The sequence below is a fragment of the Cyclobacterium roseum genome (genome assembly GCF_010119225.1).
GTDB lineage: Bacteria > Bacteroidota > Bacteroidia > Cytophagales > Cyclobacteriaceae > Cyclobacterium > Cyclobacterium roseum.
Genome location: NZ_WNKF01000006.1, coordinates 148,832 through 173,664 on the forward strand (window position 1 = coordinate 148,832; position 24,833 = coordinate 173,664).

General features: G+C 46.4%; 15 protein-coding genes. 10 read left to right on the forward strand and 5 right to left on the reverse strand.

The genetic code is table 11. The annotated features are described in order from the left end of the window. Positions 1-5: 5 nt before the first annotated feature. From GJQ68_RS10700 to ffh, 3 genes are all read right to left on the reverse strand, one after another. The gene (locus GJQ68_RS10700) at positions 6-1,478 is read right to left on the reverse strand and encodes a RagB/SusD family nutrient uptake outer membrane protein (RefSeq protein WP_162417276.1); all 1,473 of its coding nucleotides are present in this window, start codon (positions 1,476-1,478) and stop codon (positions 6-8) included. Between the two features lie 17 nt (positions 1,479-1,495). Next, positions 1,496-4,717 (reverse strand): SusC/RagA family TonB-linked outer membrane protein, encoded by a 3,222-nt coding sequence (locus GJQ68_RS10705; RefSeq protein WP_162417277.1) that lies wholly within the window; start codon positions 4,715-4,717, stop codon positions 1,496-1,498. Positions 4,718-5,198: 481 nt separating this feature from the next. Beyond that, positions 5,199-6,536, reverse strand: coding sequence for a signal recognition particle protein (gene ffh / locus GJQ68_RS10710; protein WP_162343042.1), 1,338 nt, complete (start codon positions 6,534-6,536; stop codon positions 5,199-5,201). Between the two features lie 283 nt (positions 6,537-6,819). On the opposite strand from ffh, the gene GJQ68_RS10715 reads away from it, so the two are divergent. The 7 genes from GJQ68_RS10715 to GJQ68_RS10745 all read left to right on the forward strand — a co-directional run bounded on the left by GJQ68_RS10715 (position 6,820) and on the right by GJQ68_RS10745 (position 18,851). After that, complete coding sequence (locus GJQ68_RS10715; protein WP_162417278.1) at positions 6,820-7,308, forward strand: DUF6508 domain-containing protein; 489 nt, start codon at positions 6,820-6,822, stop codon at positions 7,306-7,308. A 270-nt stretch (positions 7,309-7,578) separates the two neighbouring features. After that, complete coding sequence (locus GJQ68_RS10720) at positions 7,579-11,943, forward strand: T9SS type B sorting domain-containing protein (RefSeq protein ID WP_162417279.1); 4,365 nt, start codon at positions 7,579-7,581, stop codon at positions 11,941-11,943. A gap of 1 nt (position 11,944) precedes the next feature. After that, positions 11,945-12,922 carry a PorP/SprF family type IX secretion system membrane protein gene (locus GJQ68_RS10725; protein WP_162417280.1) on the forward strand — a complete coding sequence of 326 codons (978 nt, stop codon included), beginning with the start codon at positions 11,945-11,947 and terminating at the stop codon, positions 12,920-12,922. A 105-nt stretch (positions 12,923-13,027) separates the two neighbouring features. Next, positions 13,028-15,463, forward strand: a complete 2,436-nt coding sequence (locus GJQ68_RS10730) for a hypothetical protein (protein WP_162417281.1) — start codon at positions 13,028-13,030, stop codon at positions 15,461-15,463. A 4-nt stretch (positions 15,464-15,467) separates the two neighbouring features. After that, positions 15,468-16,172, forward strand: coding sequence for a class I SAM-dependent methyltransferase (locus GJQ68_RS10735; RefSeq protein WP_162417282.1), 705 nt, complete (start codon positions 15,468-15,470; stop codon positions 16,170-16,172). A 75-nt stretch (positions 16,173-16,247) separates the two neighbouring features. Next, complete coding sequence (locus tag GJQ68_RS10740) at positions 16,248-17,216, forward strand: glycosyltransferase family 4 protein (RefSeq protein WP_235941395.1); 969 nt, start codon at positions 16,248-16,250, stop codon at positions 17,214-17,216. Positions 17,217-17,360: 144 nt separating this feature from the next. After that, positions 17,361-18,851, forward strand: a complete 1,491-nt coding sequence (locus GJQ68_RS10745; protein ID WP_162417284.1) for a lipopolysaccharide biosynthesis protein — start codon at positions 17,361-17,363, stop codon at positions 18,849-18,851. A 4-nt stretch (positions 18,852-18,855) separates the two neighbouring features. Here the strand turns inward: GJQ68_RS10745 and GJQ68_RS10750 are convergent, their stop codons facing one another. Continuing rightward, on the reverse strand, positions 18,856-20,187 hold the full coding sequence (locus GJQ68_RS10750) for a glycosyltransferase family 4 protein (RefSeq protein ID WP_235941397.1): 1,332 nt from the start codon (positions 20,185-20,187) through the stop codon (positions 18,856-18,858). A 20-nt stretch (positions 20,188-20,207) separates the two neighbouring features. Next, complete coding sequence (locus tag GJQ68_RS10755; RefSeq protein ID WP_162417285.1) at positions 20,208-21,674, reverse strand: NADP-dependent isocitrate dehydrogenase; 1,467 nt, start codon at positions 21,672-21,674, stop codon at positions 20,208-20,210. Positions 21,675-21,986: 312 nt separating this feature from the next. Between GJQ68_RS10755 and GJQ68_RS10760 the strand changes: the two genes are divergently transcribed. Genes GJQ68_RS10760 through dut form a run of 3 tightly spaced genes read left to right on the forward strand, consistent with a single transcriptional unit; the run spans position 21,987 to position 24,741 of the window. Continuing rightward, positions 21,987-22,772, forward strand: coding sequence for an enoyl-CoA hydratase/isomerase family protein (locus tag GJQ68_RS10760; protein WP_162417286.1), 786 nt, complete (start codon positions 21,987-21,989; stop codon positions 22,770-22,772). An 18-nt stretch (positions 22,773-22,790) separates the two neighbouring features. Continuing rightward, on the forward strand, positions 22,791-24,320 hold the full coding sequence (locus GJQ68_RS10765; protein WP_162417287.1) for a lipopolysaccharide biosynthesis protein: 1,530 nt from the start codon (positions 22,791-22,793) through the stop codon (positions 24,318-24,320). Then, on the forward strand, positions 24,310-24,741 hold the full coding sequence (gene dut, locus GJQ68_RS10770; RefSeq protein ID WP_162417288.1) for a dUTP diphosphatase: 432 nt from the start codon (positions 24,310-24,312) through the stop codon (positions 24,739-24,741). The genes GJQ68_RS10765 and dut overlap by 11 nt, the downstream gene beginning before the upstream one ends. The last annotated feature ends 92 nt before the right edge of the window (positions 24,742-24,833 follow it).

A 24,833-nucleotide genomic window follows, 5' to 3' on the forward strand; every position in this document is an offset into this window, starting at 1 on the left:
TATTTTTAAAAACCAGGGTTTTGCTCCACCAGCGGTTCCTGACTCAACACGGTATTGGAAATGGGAAATAGCAATAAATGGTCTTCGCCTTCCCTATCCTGAAGGGCGGGTACCAATTCGAATGCTTTCCCGAACCGAACCAGATCCCACCATCTTTTACCTTCATGCAACAATTCCAGCAGGCGTTCTTTAAGAATGGCCTCATCGTTGGCCTCATTCCCCTGATCCACAAATTCCCTACCTGGGAACTGATCCCCATAAGCCCTTTGCCTGATTTGGTTGATCTCTGCAGCAGGATCCATCCCCAACGCATTCTTGGCTTCAGCTTTCATCAACAGAACGTCGGCATAACGGTACAAAATCGGATCGCTCAGGAATACCCGATTCCCACCAATGATGGTTCCCTGGAATTTCTGCTGTATATTGGTCAGGTATTCCCTGCCCCCGTTTTCGTTGATGGTGTAAATTTCAAAAAAGGAGGCATCTCTTCGGGCATCCTCTGCTTCAAATTGATTTCGTACCAGGTCGGAAGTAACCATCAGTCCCTGCCCTCCCCCTATAGGGAAAATTTTGTCCCGGGTTTCCTGATCTATATTGCTGGGTGCGGCTGCTCCAATGATCCACATGAACCACAAATAATTTCCCGGTTCCAAATCCTGGTGTCGGATGCTTAGGAGAATTTCCCTGTTTCCTTTGTTTTCGAAGTCAAAAACATCCTGAAAATCATCCAATAGTCCCACATCTGCCTGATCTACTTCCTCCAAAGCAGCTAATGCAGTCTGGAAGTCCTCCGTTCCTCCCTCCAATTGCCTGGCGGTCCAAAGGTAAACTTCTCCTTTCAATGCATTTGTTGCCGGCCTGGACCATACAGACCTTCCAATGGTAAATCCATTGTCAGGGAATAATTGAAGGGCCTCTTCTATATCCTGTTTGATCAATTGAAACACCTGTGACTGTGGAGATCTTTCCCTTTGGGTAACATCCGCTCCAAATCCCTCGGTAGGTTCTTCTCTGATAATCAGGTCTCCCCAGGTACGGGTCATTACAAAATAGACATAGGCCCGCATGGCATGCGCCTGGGCAAGCATCAGGTTTTTTCTGGATTCGTTGGAAAAAGTAATATCAGGAACGTATTTCAAGATAAGATTTGCCGTATTGATGACGCGGTAAAACCCGCTCCAGTCAGGATGACCAGGAGTATCCGCATTCATTTGATTTCGGTGCAGGATAAAGACCCCTTCTCCGAAAAGTCCCGGAGACAATACCTCACTGCGGTGTTCTCCCAATTGGTGCAGGCCCTGAGCAAGGCTTCTTAATTCCACATACATGCCCATCAATGCTCCTTCCGCGTCATTTTCACTCTGCCAGAATGAATTGGTGGTAATGACACTGGTAGGATTTACTTCAAGTGTTTCTGTACATGCCCACCCCATCATCAGGGAAAGGGTAATGGCAAAGTATTTTTTTATTCCTTTCATGGCTCTCAATGATTTGATTAAAACGTAATATTGGCTCCGAAAATAAAGTTTTTAGGTATGGCATAGCGACCATCATCCCTACCACCTTCTTCCGGGTTCAGACCCTTGTAGCGAGTGAAGTAATGCAAATTATTGCCGGTGACATTAAATCTAAGACCATTGATTTTTATCCGGTCAAGCAAGGCACGAGGGACGGTATAACTAATCGTTAATTCTCTGACAGCCAGAAAGTCCCCAGACTCAAAAAATACTGAGTTGCCAGAGGTCGCCGTTCCATTAAAGTTGTTTCGCTGTATCCGTTCACCTCCCCAGTAAAACCGGGAATATTCGGCAATGTCTCCCTGTTCTTTCCAGGAATTATCCACCTTGTCCTGGGTCATATTGTTGTCAGCAAATAAATTGGTGTCAATAAACATTTTGGCCCAATTGAAAATGGTATGCCCGGTGGTATAATCCAACCGGAGATAAAGGTTCAGGTTGCCATAGCTGATGGAATTGGTAATTCCTCCTGTCCAGACCGGAAACTCCTGCCCCATGTAAACCTGGTCCCGGCTATCAATGATTCCATTGCCATCCAGGTCCTGCCAGTTGGAATCCCCTCCGTATTTGGTTTTATCAGCGGATACGATGTAATTATCTGTTGGCGCATTACTTGCTTCCTCGTCGGTGGCGTAGATGCTCAACTGGTTTCTACTATACATTTCTCCAAGCCTTCCGCCTTCCTGAAGCCCTCCTTTCCATACATAATCTTCCTGAGAGGGATCCCATACCAAAACCCCTCCAACCCGGTTATTCTCCACCCCATTGGGCGGAAGCCTGAGGATCTTGTTTCTTACTTTGGATGCATTTAGCGATAAATCCCAGGTAACCGGACTGCCCTCCGGCAAGAGACTGGCTCCCATTTCCAGCTCAAACCCCCTGTTTTCCAGGCTGCCTAAATTGGTCAATACACTGGAAAACCCTGTGGATTGAGGGAGGGGCAGACTGGTGATCAAATTGTCTGTCACCCTTTTGTACACATCGACGATAAAGTTCAACCTTTGATTAAACAAACTGAAATCCGCACCAATATCTATCGTTCGTGATTGTTCCCACTGCAGGTTGGGATTGGGTATAACTGTGTTTTGAATAGCAGAGATCCCTGCATATCTGGTTCCAACACCATAAGCTCCCTGAGCGGAGAAATCACCCAATCCACCGATATTACCATTTTCACCATAACTTGCCCTTAGCTTCATCCTTAAAAGATTTTCAGGTAAGGCATTTTGCCAGAAGTCCTCCCGATGAAGGTTCCAACCCGCAGAAATACCAGGGAAAAAACCCCATTTGTTATCTGCTCCCAGGTTGGAAGCACCGTCGTACCGCATATTAAGAGACAGTAAGTATTTCTGGCCCAGGTCATAATTTACCCGTGCAAAATACCCTAGGATCACCTGATCCGTAATGCTGCTGTTTACTCCTGTGGGTTCGGTGGCCGCATTGAGGGTGGGGATCAAATCCGTAGAAGCCCCTCTTCCGGAAGCACTTAAGGTGGCTATATTACGGTCATAATAGGCAAAGCCCAGTTTAGCATCCAGGTTATGATTTTCACCAAAAGTCTTCCCGTAGGAAAACACGAAGTCGGCCTGGTTTTGCCTCCATTGATAATTGGAGGCACTGGCATTTCGGGTGTCCACAAAGTTCAAAGGCCCGTTTAAAAATCCTGGCTGAAAATTGTAGCTGTCATTGTTGACATTGTACATGAACAATTGCGGGTCGAAAGACAGGCCTGGCAAGATGTCCCAATGCGCTCCAACCGTAAAAGTTGATTTTTCCGCCGTACTCTCAGCTACGCGGTTGTTGAGAAAATACAGGGGATTTCCAATATTGGCTGCTGTACCCGGTGCCAGGGTGCCGTCCTCAAAGTAAATCTTGGCTGTAGGAGCCAGACCCGCTGAGCGGTAGAAAGTAACAGCTGTGGATTGACCGGTGGTATTGGTAGTATTATAGGTATAGAGGACCCTGCCAAATACACTTAAATTATCCTTTACTTTTAATTCCCCATTTAAATTGAAAGTCAGCCGGTCGTAAGCGGTAGTGACTACTGTTCCCTCATTGGACAGGTAACCCAGACCAGCATTAAAAGTAGCTTTTTCGGTACCTCCCTGAATCCCCACATGGTGGTTATGGGAAACACCCGTTTGGTAGATCAGGGATTGAATGTCATTGTCCTGAAATAGGAGGGTTCTGGATGGGTCTACCGGGTCCGGCATGCTTTCCCATCCCTCGTTTAGCTTGTACTCATTTTGCGGTGTAAGGTATTGGGTAGTAAATGCAGTGTTATTACTCAAGTCATTCCCTGTTCCAAATCCATTTGGCAGGCCTAACCTAACGGTTTCATCCGGAAATTTATCAGGTCTGATATGGCCCAACCTGAACATGGTAAGGTAATCTCTGGCATTGGCCATTTCGTAAAGTTTACCAGGTTCTGATAAGGTGAGGTCATATCGGTAGGTGATCTTAGATTCGCCTGATCTCCCGGTTTTTGTGGTGATGATTACAACCCCATTGGATCCCCGGGCCCCATAAATGGAAGTGGCTGCGGCATCTTTTAATACCTGCATCGAAGCAATATCATCTGCTGAAATGTCATTCATGTCAGGTCTGATTACGCCGTCAACAATAAACAATGGAGCAGCTCCATTGGGATTATTGATGGATGTGCCTCCTCTGACTATGATTCTGGGCGCAGCTCCGGGTTGTCCAGAAGTACTTTGTACCCTCACTCCGGAAACTGATCCTTGAAGGGCCGATGCGGCATTGGGAAAAGGAACACTTTCCAGAACCTTTTCGTCTACCTTAGTGATGGAGGTGGTGAGGGTTTCCCTGGATTGTTCCCCATACCCTATCACCACCACTTCCTCCATATCGGCCAGGGAAGGAAATAAAACCAGGTCAAGGGTATTGCTATTTCCTACTTCTACTTCCTTGGTCGCGTAACCAATAAAGGAAAACACAAGTGTATTACTTCCTTCGGGAATATTGATGGCATAACTTCCGTCGATATCAGTGATGGTACCAACGGATGTACCTTTAACCAAAACATTTACTCCAGGGATGGTTTCTCCGGAATCATCGGAAACGTTTCCCCTCACTTGTCTGCTGGTTTGGGAAAAAACCTGCGGAGCAGTGGTCAGCATTACGGCCAAAATGGTGACCAAACAGCCAAATTGCCGCAGTAGTAGTATGAATATCTTCATGGGATAATAATTAAAATGACACATTAACATTTACCTACCAAAGATATTATCAGATACATTTCTACTCTTCTACTTTTTTTTTGAATAGCGATACGATATTACCGTAACATTTTGTCCGGAAAGCATGAGGGAAAATTAATTGGTGTATGGTAATTCCCGGCCATACTTTTAGAATGCCCTTATGACCAGGCCATGGCAAATTTGGCCAATAAGCCATGCACGACTACTGAGAGCATGTTTACCCTAACCACCAATGCCAGTAAACGCCCAGCTTCCGGAAAGTCCTTCTTATCTAAAGTGAAAAACCAATAAAAAAGCGAGCCGATGCCTCGGGTTATTTCTAATATCGGTCGAAATGCGTTTGTATCCCTTCCGGTTACGGACAAAATGATCGTGGAAACGTGAATGCCAACCGTTTGCCAAAAAAAATACCGGCAAGAAAACCCTGCCGGTAGATACTATTTTTCGGAATTCGGGCACCTTAACGCCGCTTCATATTTCCGCTCATGGCGCCCAAGGCTTTTTGGGCACCGCCCATTTTGTTCATCTGTTTCATCATTTTTCGCATGTCGGCAAATTGCTTCATCAGGTTATTGACCTCCTGAATGCTGCGTCCACTGCCCTGCGCAAGGCGTTTTCTACGGCTGCCGTCGATCAGGGCGGGATTGCCGCGTTCCTGCGGGGTCATGCTTCGGATGATCGCTTCAATGGGGATAAAGGATTCGTCGTCTATATCCAGTCCCTTAATGGCTTTCCCCATGCCCGGGATCATTCCCAGCAGGTCCTTGATGTTGCCCATCTTTTTGATCTGCTCCAGTTGGGAAAGAAAATCGTCAAAGTCAAACTGGTTTTTCCGAATTTTGGCATTCAGCCGCTTAGCTTCGTCTTCATCGAAGGATTGTTGTGCTTTTTCTACCAAGGAAACGACATCTCCCATGCCCAGAATCCGCTGGGCCATCCGGTCGGGATAAAAGAGGTCCAGGTTTTCCATTTTCTCCCCCGTGGAAATAAACTTGATGGGCTTATTCACTACGTGCCGAATGGAAATGGCCGCACCACCCCGGCTGTCGCCATCCAGTTTGGTAAGCACCACTCCGTCAAAATTCAGGCGCTCGTCAAAGGTCCTGGCCGTATTGACCGCATCCTGGCCCGTCATGGAGTCGACGACAAATAGGGTTTCCGAAGGCTTGAGGTTTTCCTTTAGGGAAGAAATCTCGTCCATCATGGCTTCATCCACCGCCAGGCGACCGGCGGTATCGATGATCACCGTTTTTTTGCCGGATTTTTTGGCGTATTCAATGCCATTCTCGGCAATTTGTAGCGCGTTTTGATTGCCGGGTTCGGCATAGACTTCGATACCTATCTGCGTTCCCAGGGTCTTTAGCTGCTCCACCGCTGCGGGACGGTATACGTCACAGGCGACCAAGAGTACCTGCCGCCCTTGTTTTTTCAGATAGGTGCCCAGTTTACCGGAAAAAGTGGTTTTACCCGAACCTTGAAGACCCGATATCAGAATGACGGCCGGATCTCCTTTAATATTGATCTCCTCCTTGCTGCCCCCCATCAGCTGGGTGAGTTCTTCTTGGGTGATTTTAACGAGTAGCTGCCCCGGAGACACCGATATCAGCACGTCCCTGCCCAGGGCTTCTTCCTTGATTTTATCGGTTACCTCTTTGGCTACTTTGTAATTAACGTCGGCATCGATCAGGGCTCTTCGGATTTCCTTGACGGTGGTGGCAACATTAATTTCGGTAATCTTACCCGTACCCTTTAAGGTCTTAAAGGCCCTGTCTAATTTATAACTCAGATTATCAAACATGTCTTTATTCTTTTGAAGCAACAAAAATAGCGTTTTTTTTTAAGCTTGTCAGGGAAGATGGGAAAGTATTCGTTGAAAGATAAAAGGCCTTTTTCTTGTATTTGAGTTAATTTCTATTAATTTTTGTTATAAAAAAAGGCAAAAAGGTGTATTTAATATACAAAAATACCCCGATCGGGGTATTTTTTTGATGAAAAAAAAGTCGTTACTTACACTTCGAATTACACCGCTACCAATTAATTATCAATGAGTTATTATTTAGTTAACCAAAAACCAAGCAATAATGATCAAAGACCAAATCCCGCTGTTTATTCCCCTGGGGAATTTTTCGGACCATTGTAACAGCATTGACCGGAAAAAACTGATTCCGCTTATTGATTTAGTTCATGAAATGGAACTAAAATTTTATAAGACGGAAAAAATTCTGGGCATTCAGGATTTCAGTAACGTTTCGTTGAATACCCTGGCACTGACCGGTATCCACGTCAGGCTGCTGGATGCTGTTTTAAAACTTCGGCTGGTTCCCCTTTTCGATTGGATGTCCTGGAAAAGCGAAGCAGAACGGTATTATCAGGATCAAGCCCAGTTGTATAGCCTGGACGCAGTCACCCTAGGCAAAATCATGACCGTACTGCTACGGTCACAAACCATCTACGGTCCGACCTTCCTGGAATCGAAAATCAAGGATAGGTTTGTTTTGAACCTTCTTAAAGCCATTATCCATTCGCTGGATGGTAATTCTTTGGTGAATTTGTCCGGAAACCTGGATTAATATTCGCAACGCTATCCCTACAAACAAGTACTCCCCTAACCGCTTTTTAAGCTTAATCACCCATTTTACTTTTTTTAATACAAAAACCGGATTTCTGGCTTATTTATTGTCAGCAAAAATAAAACGCTAGCCGAAAACCTGAAAAATTAACATCATTCGGGAAAAATAACGGAACACCTACAACCGATTCCATTATTTTGTACGTTATTTCACAATAAGGAATTCGTATAATCAGGATACTTTTCCAGCGATGTAGTAAATAAAGTTTTAATGAGGGTAGAATTGAAAGGAAATTACTTTATACATTTTTTCGGAATGCTTTTATTAATGGTTTCCGTTATCCTGGCACCACTGAAACTATTGGCCCAGGACCAACCAAGCCTGGTATTGGAAACCAACTCGGTCACCTGTAGCGGAAATGGTACGATTACGGCGAACTTAAATGCGGATGGCAATCCCACAGACCTGGTTTTCCGGCTCTTCCGATCGGGAGAGGTCAGCCCCCTGTCTGAAAATGAATCGGGTATCTTTTCTGATTTACCGGTAGGCACCTATCAAGTCACCGCCGCTTTTAACCTGGGCGAAAGTCCACTGGAAATTTCGGCTGAAGCAGAACTCGTTTCCCTTTTTGAACCATTGTCGTATACGGTAAGCTCCCAAAATCTCTGTGAAAATGACCTTGGCACCATTGAGGTAATCGTCAATCAGGGCAGTCCGGAAACCTTTGAGTTACGGGGAGATGCCGAGCGCCCCCCACAGGCAAGCCCCATTTTTGAGGCCATTCCTGCAGGCAAGTATACGGTCATTGTCACGGACGAATGCGGGGACCGGCTTTCCCAGTCGTTTGAAGTACAAAAAGCCGAATTCATTCTGGAGGAGGATTTTCAGGAATTTCAGGCAGCATTAAGCAGTTGCGGAGAAATAACCGTGGGGCACCTGGTGCGTGCCGTGGGAGCTGAAATCGCCTACCCCTTGCAAGCCCGCTTTATTGTCTCCGCCCCGGATGGATCCAGCCAGGAAATTACTACGGAACTAAGCGAGGGCGGGACTACGGAAAGCGTTATCTTTGGAAACCTTCCCTTTTACACGGGAGAGGCTTATTCATACGACCTGGAGGTAACAGATAATTGCGGACAGACAGCGGTACTGGAAAACAACCTGATCGACCGTAAACTCTCCATTTCCGGAGATCTTTTCTGGGGTGCCGGCCTCTGCGGCAAACGACGGCTATCCATCAAACCAACCAATTTTGTTCCTCCTTACACCGTCAGTTTTACCGAATATCCCGGAGATTTTGACCCTGAACTGTTCAACGAGGGATACCCCGGGCCATTTACGGAAGAAAACCTCTTTTTTGGCTCTGAGGAAATGCCCATCCCTTTTGGAACCTATTCGTTGAGCATCACGGATGCCTGTGGCAGCACCGCCAGTCTTACCAGGGAATTCAGGGACCTGCTCAGCGGGCCGGTCGCTACCGTTTACAAGGGCTGTGGCCCCTCCACCGGCTCCCTGCAATTAAACAGCTTTGATTACGAGTTTACACGCATTGAAATGACCGCAGGTCCGGCTAGTTACGACGGACAGTTCCCGCTGGACCTTTCGGAAAACATTAGTCAAAGCGATCCCAGAAGATTTTTTATGAGTAACCTCCCGGCGGGTGATTACGAATTTACTTCCTACACCACCTGCGATACCGAGCATGTGACCGAGGTTACCATAGAAGGTGCCGAAATTCTGACAAATGATTTGAACATTGAAGAAAACTGCGGTTCGTTCAATCTATCGCTAAATCATCAGGACAATCTGGACGAAAACCAAACCACTCGTTTTGGCATCCAAAAACGAAATGAAGATACCGGGGAATGGGGACATCCGGAAACCGGACTCGTCTATGAAGAAGGTGAGGAACTGAATGACGAAAATTCCATTCTTATTGTGAACGGTGCCACGACAATCAATCTGAGTTATTATGGCAACCTGCGACTGGTGAAATCCATCCGGGTCTGGAAAAACGGGCAGGACATTGTCCCCAACGAACCCTCCTACAACTTCTGTCTGGAGACCCTGGAAACGTTTGAAGTCAGCGAACGGAGCAGCTTCACGAGTGTCAATACCTTCCAATGTGTGGAAGGCAATTATGAATTATCCGTGGATGCGAGCGGATACCCGCCTATCACTTACAAAATAGTGGAGAAGGATGGATTGCCTTTTGAGATTGACAATGGATCAGACCCGCTTTTTCAAAACCTGGAAGCAGGAAGGTACCGGGTACAATTGGAAGATGACTGCGGCAATCTGACCAACACTACGGTTCAGATCAGCGGAGAAAACCTTCCCAGAATTATCCCCGAAAACCTTTGTGAAGGGGATAACGGATCGTTGTCCATAAAAAACCTAGATTTTCTATCCTTCGAATGGTTCAATAAAGCCAATCCCGATGAGGTCCTCAGCACCAGTTCCAGTCTGGAGTTTACACCGTTTAACCTGGCCACCCACGAGGGCGTGTACGGGGTGCGGCTGAGTAATGACACGCCCGGATCCTGCCTGAACGAGACGCTGGAATTTACCATTGATGAAGCCAGTCTCAACCCAGAATCAGGAACAGGACAGGAAGTAATTGTCTGCAAAGGGGAAATCGTGGATTTGTTTGATTTCCTGGAAGGCCCTTATAATGACTACGGTACCTGGGAAGAGCTAAGTAATAGCGGTGCCCTGGTGGGAAATGTCTGGTCATCCGCCAACCTGAATACAGGTACCTATACTTTTGAATACACCATCACGGGGATTTGTTCAGGCGAAAAATCCACACAAGTCAGCATTGATTTGAGTGAGGTACCACCGGCCCCTCAGGGAGAAAGCTTGCAGGAATTCTGCGCTCCAGGAGACTATACCGTAGCGGATTTAATTGCTATAGGAGAAAACATTCAATGGTACCTCAGTCCAGAGGGCAGCGATCGGATTTCCAATGAAACCAGTCTGGTATCGGGCAGGACGTACTATGCAGAGCAGCAAGCAGATGGTTGCCCATCTGATCAGCGATTTCCTGTAGAAGTGGTCCTTTACCCGGAAGTAACCGGACATGAAATACAAGAGAGCCAAACGTTATACCAAATGGAAGTCGCTGAAATGCTGATCGGGGAAACAGCCGCCGGAGGGTCAGGGAATTTCAGTTACCAGTGGGAAATACTGTCCGGAGACGCTGAATGGGTACCCATCACAGGGGCTGCAAATAAAAATTTTTCTGCCCCCCCTCTCATGGAAACGACCCGATTTCGAAGGATTACGGAGGATCCGGTATGCGGCAGTTTTACGAGTAATGAAGTGATCATTACCGTGGAAGTGGCTCCCATAGTGGCCAACGGCGATCAATTTGGTCCGTTCAGGAATTTCGAAGAACATCGGCTCCCCTCCATTTATGCCAATGACAGCCTGAAATTGGAGCCGGTAAGCGGGGAAGATGTTTCCCTATCTATCCTATCCATCACCGATGAAGCCGGAGAGGAACAAAATCTGGTCTACTCCCTGGATGAAAACGGTTCGTTTTTTCTACCGGAAGACACCCCTCCCAATACGTATTTGTTGCAATACCGCATTTGCCAGTCCGATGTGCCGACCAATTGTTCCGAAGCGCAGATCCGCATGACGGTGATTGGAATCAGCATGGACCTGGAGAAATCCATTGACCGAAACCAGGCCGTCAGGGGTGAAATGGTCGACTTTACGCTGTCCCTGACCAATACCAGTAGTTTCCCCCTGGAAGAAGTCCAGGTAACGGAATTGTTACCCGAAGGGCTTATCCTAGTTTCGACCAGTCCCCAGGCTTCGGAGGAGGGGATATGGTTCGTTCCGGAAATCCAGCCCGATGAAACGGTGTTGCTGGAATTAACCGTTCTGGCTGCCTCGGAAGGGAGCTTTATCAATGAGGCGCGGGTAGAAGTGGAAAATTTTAACGAAACCGTTGCCAGTGAAGAACTGCAGGTGCGCCCGGTAATGGTGGATCTTTCCATCCAAAAAGCTTCCGGTACCGAGCCGGTTCGTGACGGGGATGATTTCGAGTACCTGCTTACCATTACCAATGATGGAATGGATGAAGCGGCAAATGTGCGTATAGTCGATTTTCTACCTCCCAACCTCCAATATGTGGAAGCCAGCGTTCAAAACTCCGGATTGCCGGCACCACCCTCCTTCCGGCAGGAGGGGATACAATTGATCTGGGAACTGGAGCGATTTCCGGTGGGTGCGGAATTGGAGATTCGACTGACTGTCTCGGCCATGGAAGATGGGAGAATAAGCAACCGGGCAGAAGTGAGTAGTGAAGGGGTAGATACCGCACCGGAAAACAATACGGCTCTGGAGCAAAAAAACATCCTTCCCTTGTTCATTCCAAACGTAATCAAACCAGATTTTGACGGGAAGAATGATACCTTTGTCATCCGGGCAGGTCACAAGTTTGACCGGGTAGAAGTATTGATTTTTAATCGCTGGGGAGACCTGGTCTTTGGTGCAGAGAACTATCAAAATGACTGGGCGGCGGAAGGGCTTCTTTCGGGCACCTACTATTATCAGGTGAGAGGAGTGGATACCCGGGGCAATGAAAAGGAATACCGGGGCTGGATACAGGTAATCAAAGATTGACATGAAGGGAAGCGCTTATATATATTTGATCTGGCTCCTACTGGGGGCGATTCTTTTCCCGAGCAGTGGAAACGGGCAACAGATGCCGCAATACAGCCAATATGTCTTTAATGCCTTGCATATCAATCCGGCCTATGCCGGCTACAAGGTAGACCCCTTCGTTCAAGCCAGCTACCGGTCACAGTTTATAAATTTCCCAGGCGCTCCCCAAACCTTTTCCATCTCAGCAGATATGGGGAATCTGGAGGAAACCATGGGCTATGGCCTGTCCCTCATTTCGGATCAATTGGGTCCCAATAAGATCCAATCTTTTCTTTTGACCTACACCTACAAGGTGCAATTAACCCAGGAACGTTTTCTGGGATTGGGTGTGAGTTCCGGTATATCCGAACACCTGCTGGATGCCGGAAAGCTGCTTCCCGACGACCCCTCCGACCCTGGAATCCCCCAAGGCCGGATCAACGCCTTCACCCCAAACCTGAATGCCGGGCTACTGTATCATTCTCCCCGGTTTTTTTCCGGAATCAGTGCCTTTAACCTGATCGGTCAGAAAATATTGCAAAACAAAGACCTGGCACTGGCTACCCACAATTACCATTTTTATTTTCAGGCGGGGGGCTTGCTTCCCCTTTCGAGCGAGGTCACGTTTAAACCCTCGCTGCTAGTCCGGGAGGACTTGAATGGCCCCGGAAGCTATGATCTCAACGCCATGTTTTTATTTAACGAACAGTTTTGGCTGGGCACTTCCTTTCGATCCGGATTTGGAAAAGCCGAGGTCCCGGAGGCTTCTCCTTTTTCTACCCGAACTGCCCTCGCGCTGCTAATGGATATCTTTATTACCGAAGACATCCGGTTTGGTTATGCCTATGATTTTAATTTAAATAGTAAAAATAACTACCGAAATAACAGTCATGAATTTTCCATTGGGTATTATATCCAAAACAAATGGCTGAAAGCACCCCAGCAACGGTATTTTTAACCAGTGGTGAAGGGGTCCAATCCCAATTCCTGTACCAATATTCCGGTGAAATTTACTAATTTGCAGGGCATTCCTATCGAAAAACGTAGACCAACCTTTTGGATCATGGATTTTAAATTTAAAGAAGTCATTCTACCACATTTTTTGGCCGTCCTTTCCTTTTACCTGATCGTCGTCATTTACTTTTCTCCCATTGTGTTTGAAGGGAAAATGATGTTTCAAACCGATATTCTGCAATGGGAGGGCTCGGCAAAAGAGCTTCTGGACCACCGCGAAAATACCGGAGAGGAAGCCCTATGGACCAACCGCATGTTTGGAGGCATGCCGGCTTACCTCATCCACCTGGACCCAAAAGGGGACATCACCAATACCCTCATTAAAGTCCTAACCCTGGGGCTACCCCATCCTATCAGCGCATTATTCTTTGGAATGACGGCCATGTACCTGCTTTTGCTGGGGTTTCGGGTCCGGCCCATCGTCGCTGTCCTGGGTGCTTGGGCTTTTGCGTTTAATACCTTCAACTTTCTAAGTCTGGAAGCCGGGCACAATGCCAAAATATGGTCGGTGTGCCTTATTCCCCTTATCTTCACCGGCGTTCATTTGGCTTTTAACAATAAAAAGCTCCTGGGTGTCGCGGTCACCGCCCTGGCCGTATTACTGCAGCTAAAGTTTAACCACCTGCAAATCACCTATTACACGCTGATCATGGTAGTTGGCTATGGTATTGGGCAACTGATCGTTTATTATAAAGAAAACCGCCTCCTGAATTTTTTCAAAATCACAGCCTTCCTACTGGCAGGAGCCCTGCTCGGAGGGCTGGGCAATCTGGCGAGACTTACTTCGGTATTGGAATACAGCCCTTATTCCATCCGGGGAGAAAGCAACTTACCCAAAACCGGAGAGAACGATACCGGCCTGGACAAGGACTATGCGTTCAGCTGGTCCAATGGAATCGTGGAGACCTTTACCCTGATCATCCCGAATTATTATGGGGGTGCCAGTCAGCAGGCATTGCCCGAAGATTCCGCCTCAGAGCAAGCCCTGCGATCCCAGGGAGCGGATCCTGCCCAAACCAACCAGTTTATTCGAAATGCCCCCACGTATTGGGGCAACCAGCCTTTTACCGGCGGCCCCATCTATGGCGGGGTCATTATGGTATTTTTGTTTGTCCTTGGAATCTTATTTGCCCCTCCCCTCTATCGAAATGTCTTTTTGGCCCTTACCCTGCTGAGCCTGATGCTCTCCTGGGGTAAAAACCTGGCCTGGTTTAATTTTACGCTGTTTGATTACCTGCCAGGATACAATAAGTTCAGGGCCGTATCCATGGCCCTGGGAATTACCTTATTTCTTATTCCGGTGTTGGGTACACTGGGGTTGGAAAACATGCTCCGAAATAGCCAGGCAGCAACCACCAAAAAAACCTTCTTTAAGGGGATTGCCATCACCCTCGGTTTGATTGTCCTGGCGGTATTGGTGGCTTTTGGCTTGAATTTCCAGGGAAATGCGACCGGTTATCCTGAATGGCTGCTTTCGGCACTAAAGGAGGATCGTCGAAGCATATTGCTCTCCGACACCTTTCGCTCGCTGTTTTTTATTGGTGCTACGGGGCTGCTGATTGGCCTGGTGCTGTACAAAAAATTAAAAACCGAATGGGCCATACTGGCAATAGGCCTGTTGCTGCTGGTGGATCTTTACGGGGTAAACAGAAGGTATTTGGATCAGGAAAGCTTCACCCAAAACCCCAGCGAGCAGCATTTTGCAGCTACTCCGGCAGACCAGAAAATCATGCGGGACGAGGGGTATTTCCGGGTATTAAACATCCAGAACCCATTTAACGAGGCCCGAACCAGCTACTATTTTAATAGCATTGGCGGCTACCATGGGGCGAAGATGAGTCGTTATCAGGACCTTATTGAGCGGGTATTGACCCCGGAAATGAACAATTTTATTCAAAAAGCCCAGGAAGGAAATTTTGACTATGGTTCCATACAGGTGTTGAACATGCTCAATACCAAATACATTTTGGCAGGAAAGTCCGAAAATGCGGTATTCGCCAATCCGGAGGCCAACGGAGCCGCCTGGTTTCCGGAAAAAATCATTACGGTGGAAAGTAACGAGGAAGAGATCAAAACCCTGGCAGGGCTGCAAACGAAAACAGAAGCCACGTATCATTCCAGTCAGAAAGCTGGCGGCCAATCGTTACCGGCAGGAAGCGGCAGCATCTCCCTGGAAAGCAGGGCAGCAGATCAGTTGGTCTATTCCGCCCGTGTATCGAAAGAGGGCTTGGCCGTATTTTCGGAAATCTACTATCCTGAGGGCTGGAAAGCCCTTGTGAATGGCGAAGAAGCCGAAATCCACCGGGTAAATTATTTACTACGTGGGCTGGTCCTTCCGGCGGGGGAGGTTAAGGTGGAGATGCAATTTAAGCCTGATCATTACCAGTCAAAGGTGTGGATTACGAACATTACCCAGTACGCCATCCTATTATTTTTAATCATTGGGTTGGTAATTAACTCGAAAAAAGCAGCGCAAAAAGGATAAATTAATGAAAGAACAAGTAGCTCAATTCTACGATGAATTTGCTAATAATCAAATGAGAATTGGTGTCAATTCACGCCACCTAAGCATCATTGATAAGCTTATCCAAGCGGGATTAAAACCCGAGCATCAGGTGTTAGAAATTGGTTGTGGTATTGGCACGGTCAGCCATCTTATTGCGAAAAAAACACCAAAGGGAAGTGTATTAGGGGTAGATATTAGTCCAAAAAGCATCGCTCAAGCGCAAAAAGCCTGGTCAAATCTCACCAACCTTACTTTTGAGGTATCCGATATGAAAGGATTTAGCAAAGAAGGAAAAGTCTTTGATTTTGTTGTTCTTCCGGATGTTTTGGAACACATTCCGGTATCAGATCATTTTTCGCTTTTTGAAACCATAAGCCGCCACGCCCATCAAAACACCGTTATTTTTATCCATATCCCAGCACCCCGATTCCTTGAGTGGATGATCGAACATGAACCCAAAAAACTTCAGGTGATCGACCAACCGTTAGACACAAGTAATCTGGTTAAGGATGTTACCACTAATGGCTTCTATCTTGAAAAAATGGAAACCTACAGCGTTTACTACAAAGAAAAGGACTACCAATACTTCATTTTCCGAAAATCCAGACCCATCTCCAACATCTCCCATCTAACTAAATGGAGCATTTTGATGTCAAGAATATGGATCCGTATTAAACTAATGCTTTAAATTGGTTTAAGAATTCATCGAATGATCGTCTATATTTCTCCAATAAACACCGCATTTATTCAAAGGGATTTGAAGATGCTAAGGTCAAATTTTCAAGTCAAACACCTGACCTTGACTGACAACCCCTATTTTTTACCCCTGGCCTTAATTATACAAACCATTCAGCTATTATTTTGGCTACCTGCGACGAAAAAATACCTTTGTTTCTTCTCTGGTTATCATACGGTTCTACCCGTGGTGTTTGGCAAACTATTCGGTAAGGAAGTGATCATTCAATGTGGTGGTACAGATGCCGTAAATTTACCCGAAATAAATTACGGAAACTACCGCAAAAAATGGCTGAAAATGGCTACCATATTCAGTTTCAAACATTGCTCACTGATTGTACCCGTCGCCAAATCGTTAGTCAAATCCAATTACACCTATGACCAATCACTAACGAGCAGGCAAGGCCTTTTAAATTTGGTGCCGGGCCTTAAGACCCCAATCATCGTTATTCACAATGGTTTTGATCCCACCTTTTGGTTTGATAAGGGAAACGAAAAACGGCCCTTTTCCTTTATAACGGTGGCCACGGGCATTTCCAAACAAAACAGAGCATTGGTAAAAGGGATAGATTTATTATTGAAGCTGGCAAAATCGTTTCCGAAATACACGTTTACGATTGTTGGAGACGAGAAATTCCAATCCGAGCTACCAAATATTACTACCATCGGATCTCTACCTCAGGAAAAGATTAGGTCGCTATTTCAGGAAAGCCAATTCTATTTGCAGCTTTCTTCTTCTGAGGGCTTTCCAAATGCATTGGCGGAGGGGATGTTGTGTGGGTGCATACCCATTGGGTCAGCTGTGGGAGAAATACCGGAAATAATCGGGGATTCCGGTTTTGTTTTAGCAAAAAAAGAGATAACCGAGCTACAAGAGATATTCCATAGGCTTCCCACGACCGATTTGACGAAACTCCGATCAGCGGCATCCAATCGAATTAGAAGTAGATTCAGCTATCAAAAAAGGAAAAAAAAGCTTTTGAAGTTACTTCGGTAAAACTATCTATTTCGGTGCCAATACAGATTTATTCGAATGCTAGGCTTCTCCCTGGTTTTAATGATTTCGAAAATGAACCATAATTTTGAACCAAATTTACCAGATACAGGTACCTTTGCCTGACCATCAATCTTCAGCACTTCTTTGAGTAAGTTAGCCAAACAAAGCATCCTCACCACCCTTTCGGCCTATATGGGCGTGGTGATTGGGTATTTTAACCTACTCTGGCTACTGCCCTATGTCTTGGAACCGGAACAAATCGGCTTGTTTAAAACCATACAGGACATGGCCTTGCTGATGACTCCCTTTGCCCAAATGGGCATCGGTAACGGGATTACCCGATTTTTCCCACAGGTAAAAGCAGAAAAGTTTTCCTTTTTTACCTTTAGCTTGTTTTTGGGATTTATTGGCTATACCGGTCTATTGCTGATCTTCTTGCTGTTCCAAGCTCCGATCAGTGCGGCATTTGTTGAAAAATCTCCGGAAGTAAACGAATACATTCAGGTAGCACTGCTCATCACTTTCCTATCCGTGCTCAACACCCTATTGGAAGCTTTTAGCCGTTCCTTTTTAAAAATCGCCATCCCTTCCCTGATCCGGGATGTGTTGCTGCGTTTGCTAATGGGCTTGCTGGTCATCGGGTACTTTTTAGATGGCTATTCCTTTTCCCTCATGATATGGGGAATGGTACTGGTCTACCTGCTTACCCTGATGAGCATGGCCTTTTACATGCGGAAAATAGGCATTTTTCAGCTTCGGTTCAATTGGAGCGGAATTCCGGGCACTTTGAAGAAGGCTTTTTTTCAATACAATATAATTACCATGCTGGGTACGGCCGGCGCATTGCTGATCATGAAGATTGACAGCCTGATGGTGAGTTCCATGATCGGGCTGGATGCCAATGCCGTCTACACCATTGGATTTTCCATAGCCGTGGTCATCGAAATGCCCCGAAGAGCGATCTCACAGGTGGCCATGCCCATCATTTCGGAGAAATTCGCTGCCAACCAATTACCCGAAATAGATACCCTTTACAAAAAAATAGCCATCCATCAATTGCTGGTCTGTGGCCTGGTGTTTTTGCTGATCTGGGTGAATATCGACACGCTTTACCATTTCGTACCTAACCGGGACGTATACGAAGCCGGAAAATGGGTGGTGTTGCTTATTGGGTTGGGTAAACTCAGCGACGTATTGTTTTCAGTCAATGGGGAAATTATCGTTTTCTCACGATTCTATGTATTTAACATTACGGCTACCCTGCTCATGGCTTTTGCGGTCATTTTGCTTAACCTGCTTTTTATACCCCTTTACGGAATCGAAGGGGCCGCGCTTGCCTCCCTGCTTGCCATGTTCTTCTACAACTTTATTAAATTTGTCTATATAAAAGTCAAGCTAGGCTTTAACCCTTTCACCTTGGGCGTGTTCAAAATAGCATTTGCCGGAGGGGCCAGTTGGGCGGCTTCCTACTTCCTACTGCCCAGCCTGGACTCGGTGCTTGTTGATTTAGTACTACGATCCGGGCTCGTCCTTTTGGTATACTTGCCATTGGTTTATTACCTGAAAGCCGCTCCGGAAGCGGAAGACTGGCTTCGATTAACCATCAAAAAATGGGTCGATCGACCCGCCCAATAACCTGTCAGGAATGCTCCCCCATCTCCTGAAGCAACCTTGCCAACTGCCCGGTCAAATGTCTCCGGTGAAATGACTGTAGTTGCTGCCCGGGTTTATTTGAATTCGAAGCGGTGCTCAATTCCGATAGCTGTTGAGATAGGCCGTTAATATCCTTATGGGCAAAAACCCTGCCTGCACCTGCCTTCTGAATGATTTGAGCAGCGTCTCCGTCCGGGTCACCCAGACCAATTATTTGCCTGCCGGTGGCCATGTACTCAAAAAGTTTACCCGGTATATTTCCCCGGGCGTTCTTTGTATTGGTGAGGATAAGCAATAAAGCCTGCGCTTTCTCATAATAGGTAAATACCTCCGAATGGCTCAGGTAACCGGTCAACTCCACATGCTTATCCAGCCAATCGTCACCTTGGATCAACGCTTCTACTTGTTGGCTTACCCTTCCGACAAAAAAAAGCCTTACCTTACCCTGCTCATTACCGAATACTTTTTTAAGGGCTTGTAAAAAAGGAGCCGGATTTCGGATACCATCAATTACCCCCGAATAGACAATTTGAATCGGACCGCTACCTGACTGACTCTTGCTAAAATGGGGCGGCATGTCATCCGAATCAAACCCATTGGTAATTACGTGAATTTTCCGGTTGGCCAGTTCTTTCATTTCGGATGCAAAAGTCGGGGAAATGGTCATCACCGCATCTGCCTCCCTGAAAACAGAAGCTTCCAGTTTTCGGTGCTTGTTTCTGGCCAGAGCAGTAAGCTTCAAGGTGTCCAAAAACTCCCAGGCCGACCAGGGATCTCGAAAATCTGCCAACCAGGGGGTACCGGTTTTCCGCTTTAGATTCCTTCCGATCAGGTGCATGCTGTGCGGGGGACCGGTGGTGATAATGGCTTCAAAATGATTTTGTTGCCAAATACTTTCCAGAAATGAAACCGAGGGTTTTACCCAGAATATCCTGGGGTCCGGTATCAGGGCGTTTCCCCTGATCCACACCGCCAACCGATCCAGAAGGGAAGGTTCCTTTTGCTCCAGGATCCGCGCAGGGTCGGCCAACCTGTCCCGTTTTATACTCCTTAGAAGTTGATAGGGCTCCCAAATCGGGAATTTCAACACCTCGGTTGCCGTGGTTACTTCCTTCGACAGCGAAGGATCTGTCAGTGCAAAATCCGGGTTTTCCGGTGTAAAAATTACCGGCTGCCAACCGAATTCGGGCAAGAATTTGGAAAACTTAAGCCAACGTTGCACTCCTGATCCGGCACTTGGCGGCCAGTAATAAGTGATGATCAAAACCCGTTTCATACTGCTAAAAATCAACGCATACCTGCCAAAAATGGCCAGCATGCGTAAATGATTGGAAAGAATTACTCGCCCTGTGCCAGCGAAAACCCCCTGGCCCCGTCAAATGTGTAAAGGTTTTCCGTTTTGATAAAGTCAAAACCAAGCGCTTTTACCTGCTGCAGCACGTCAATAAGCTGCTCGTGCGTAATGATACTTTCGTCGGCATTAAAGAACCGCACCCGCCAATGATCGGAACAAAACGTCTCTTTCATGCCTCCAGGGTATACCCGTACCCCTCTGTTGGTTATCAATTGCATCTTCAATCCGGAGGAATCGACTTGACGTAAGGCATCCCCGATGACATTGGGATCACGAGTACCTTCCTTCCAGTCAATAAAGACATCCAAACCGATCAATACCTTTTCTGCCGCTTTTCTTGGTCGGATGGCCAGTGCCTCTTTGATGTCTTTCTCACTTCGCTCTGACTTGGCAAAAGAAGCCTTTTTCATTTTCTCCGGGCTTTTTCCCAACCTCTCGATAACGGCTTCGGCAAATTCCTGGGTACCTACCTTCCTTTTACTAATTCCTTCCTGAAAGATATCCCCGGTGTGGATTCCCTCTTCCAGAGTTCGCATCCAGGCATTGCTGATTTTCTCGGCTACTTCCGGCTGTCCGATATGAACCAACATCATGATGGCTCCATTTAAGAGGCCGGATGGATTTGCGATGCCCATGCCCGTGATATCGGGGGCAGAACCGTGAATGGCTTCAAACATGGCTACCTCCTCCCCTATGTTGGCAGATCCGCCCAGTCCTACCGAACCGGTAATTTGAGCCGCCACATCTGAAATAATATCTCCATAGAGGTTTAATGTCACGATCACATCGAACATTTCGGGGCGGTCGGCAATTAGGGCGGTGCCAATATCAATAATCTTGTGATCCGTTTCTATTTCGGGGTATTCTTTTGCCACTTCATTGAACACCTGATGAAAAACACCGTCGGCCATTTTCATGATATTGTCCTTGGTCATGCAAGTGACTTTTTTCCGATTGTTCATTCGGGCATATTCGAAGGCATAGCGGACAATTTTCTCACTACCGGGCCTGGATATCAATTTGAGGCACTGAAATACCTCGTCCGTTTGGCGATGCTCAATACCTGCATACAAATCCTCTTCATTTTCCCGGATGATGACCATATCCGTCTCCGGAAAATGGGTCCGGATGTAGGGTGAATAAGCCTTACAAGGCCTTACGTTGGCATACAATCCCAGGGTTTTTCGGGTGGTCACGTTCAGGCTTTTAAAACCTCCGCCCTGGGGAGTGGTAATGGGGGATTTTAAAAACACCTTCGTTTCCCGAAGCGAATCCCATGCATTGGGTTCAATCCCGGAACTAATTCCTTTTAAGTATACCTGTTCTCCGATTTCGATGACTTCAGTTTCGATGGCAGCACCGGCTGCTTCCAAAATGGACAGGGTGGCCTTCATTATTTCCGGACCGATACCATCTCCATAGGCAACTGTAATTTTTCTTTTTTCGGACATGTAGTTTGCGTTTATTTTTCGAAAGATGGTACAAAAATAGGAAAAATTGGTACAGTACCCTTTCTACGGGCTAAATATTAAAATGGAAACCCAAAATTATCAGGCTCAGAGATTTGGTGCCTCGCTTATCCGAAGTATTCAAAAGTGAAACCAATCCACTCCTGATTATAAAGCTCTCTTTAATGGATTCAAAATACATTTTATTGGCTATTTTATTTATTTCCTATTTTTTATCATGGATGATTTTTATCTGAATCTTTTGTGATTGATTACGCTCCTCGTATATTTGAAGCTTACCATTGAATAATTGGAATGGCAGAACAAAAAATTATTCTTTCCGAAACTAAAGACGGAATACTTTACCTGACCATCAGCAGAGAGGCTAAGCTCAACGCCCTAAACTTCAACACCTTGGAGGAGTTGAAAAATATTTTCAACGAGGTGAATGATAATAAATCCATTCGTGGGGTCATTATCACCGGCGCGGGAGAAAAGGCCTTTGTGGCAGGTGCCGATATTACTGAAATTGCCGAGCTAAACGAACTCAATGCCAGGAAATTCGCAGAGTTTGGCCAGGAGGTATTTGAAATCATAGAATCCTGCCATAAACCGGTCATTGCAGTAGTCAATGGCTACGCTCTGGGGGGTGGTTGTGAATTGGCGATAGCCTGCCACATGCGGATTGCTACCACCAACGCCAAATTCGGTCAGCCGGAAGTTAATTTGGGGATCATTCCAGGGTATGGTGGCACGCAGCGACTTACCCATCTGATAGGGAGGACCAAAGCGACCGAAATCCTGATGACCGGAGACATGTTGGACGTGAATGAAGCCAAATCGCTGGGTCTTCTGAATCACGTAGAGGCTACCAAGGAGGAAGCAATCGCCAAAGCAGAGGAAATACTTAAGAAAATCATGAGTAAAGCTCCTCTATCTATCGGAATGATAGTGGATTGTGTGAATGCCGTATACGCCAGTGACGAAAATGGCTATCAGATTGAGGCAAACAGTTTTGCGCGCTGTGTCAAATCAGAAGACTACCGGGAAGGCACCAATGCGTTTCTGGAAAAGAGAAAACCTAACTTCAAAGGGGAATAATCCCCTTTTTTATTTTTTATGGGCCTGTTAAAAAAATTAGCCGGGCAATCCGCCATTTACGGTGTCAGCAGTATCCTCGGAAAATCCATTAATTTTTTATTGGTTCCGCTTTATACAGGATACCTTCCAAAAGAAGATCTGGGTTCTTTTACCATCCTTTATGCCCTGATCGCTTTCCTGAACGTGGTGTTTACCTTTGGTATGGAGACCACGTTTTTTCGATTCGCCACGGGAAAAGGCCTGTCTCCGGAAAAAGTGTATCAGAATACCCAGTCCTTGGTAACCCTGGTGGCGATCCTGTTGGGAGCCACCCTGTATATCTCGGCTGAGCCTCTTTCGCTTTTATTTGACTTTCCGGGAAAAGCGCATTTGTTTCAATGGGCAGCCATGATCCTCACCATTGATGCATTGATGGCCATCCCTTTCGCTAAATTACGATTGGAAGGCCGATCAGTAACCTTTGCCTCGGTCAAATTAGTCAATATTTTCCTGAACGTAGGGTTCAATGTTCTCTTTATCGTGGTGGCCTTTCATATCGTAAGCGGTGATATACTTCCGTCTTTACAACCCTGGGTATCCCAGTGGTACCAGCCAAATTGGGGGGTGGATTATATCTTGCTTTCCAACGTGCTGGCCAATTTCCTGATTTTACCCCTGGTCTGGAAATTGGTGGGTAAATGGAAATTTGAGCTGAAGGCTTCGCTCCTAAAACCCATGTGGCACTATGCTCTCCCCTTGCTTTTTATGGGGCTTGCGGGCGTGACCAATGAGGTTTTTTCACGAGGGCTTTTTGAATACGCCCTGCCGGAAAATTTTTACCCGGAGTTGACTTCCCGGGAAGCTGGAGGAGTATTCGGAGCTAATTTTAAACTGGCCATCATCATGAGCCTCATCATTCAGGCATTCAAGTATGCTGGAGAACCCTTTTTCTTTCAACAAGCCGAAAATAAAAACAACCCGCAGCTATTTGCCCGGGTGATGCATTGGTTCATTATTTTCTGTACCGTGCTCATGGTCGGAGTTGCGGTAAACCTGGATATCATCGGATCGCTGTTTTTTCAAGCACCGGGATACGCCATTGCACTTCCCATGGTCCCGATTCTATTGATGGGCTACCTGCTCCTGGGAGTGTATTACAACCTCAGCATTTGGTTTAAAATAACCGATCAGACGCAATACAGCTTTTACATTACCTTTACCGGAGCAGTGGTCACGGTGCTGGTCATTCTTACGCTGGTACCTGTTTTAGGGTTTATTGGGGGTGCCCTGAGCACCCTTGGCTGCTATCTGACCATGGTCGTATTCTGTTACGTTACCGGCCAAAAGCACTACCCCATCCCCTACCAAACCAAAAAAGATGTGACTTATCTTTGCCTGGCTTTCTTGTTCAGCTATGGTGGTTTTTGGCTGGATACCGGAGACACGGTACGCGACTTCCTCCTGCACAATGTTGTCTTTTTGGTCTTTGTGGCCTTCATTTTCTACATGGAAAAAAAGGAATTATATTCGTTGTTAAAATCCATCATTAAACCAAAGCATGCAAATTAACGTCATTAACAAATCGAAGCATCCTCTTCCCGAATACCAAACCCAACTAGCTGCCGGTTTGGATTTGCGGGCGGAGCTCGAAGCTCCGGTCGTTTTAAAATCACTGGAACGAAAACTAATAGGAACGGGATTATACATTGAATTACCCGCAGGGTTTGAAGCACAGATTCGACCCCGAAGCGGATTGGCATACAAGTCTGGAATCACCGTGCTGAACAGCCCTGGCACCATCGATGCGGACTACCGGGGAGAAATTAAAATCTTACTCGTCAATAATTCCAGGGAGGATTTTACCGTTCAGGATGGGGAGCGGATTGCACAAATGGTAGTGGCCAAACACGAACAAATCGAATGGAAGCTGACAGAAAACCTTTCAGAAACCAAGAGAGGAGTGGGAGGTTATGGAAGTACTGGAAGTTAGTTGATTGGAAAGACCACCCATGGCTTACGCTCCTGCCTGGGGAACCAAACGCCCACTTATATTGTATGAAAATTAAATTAAATACGTAAAAT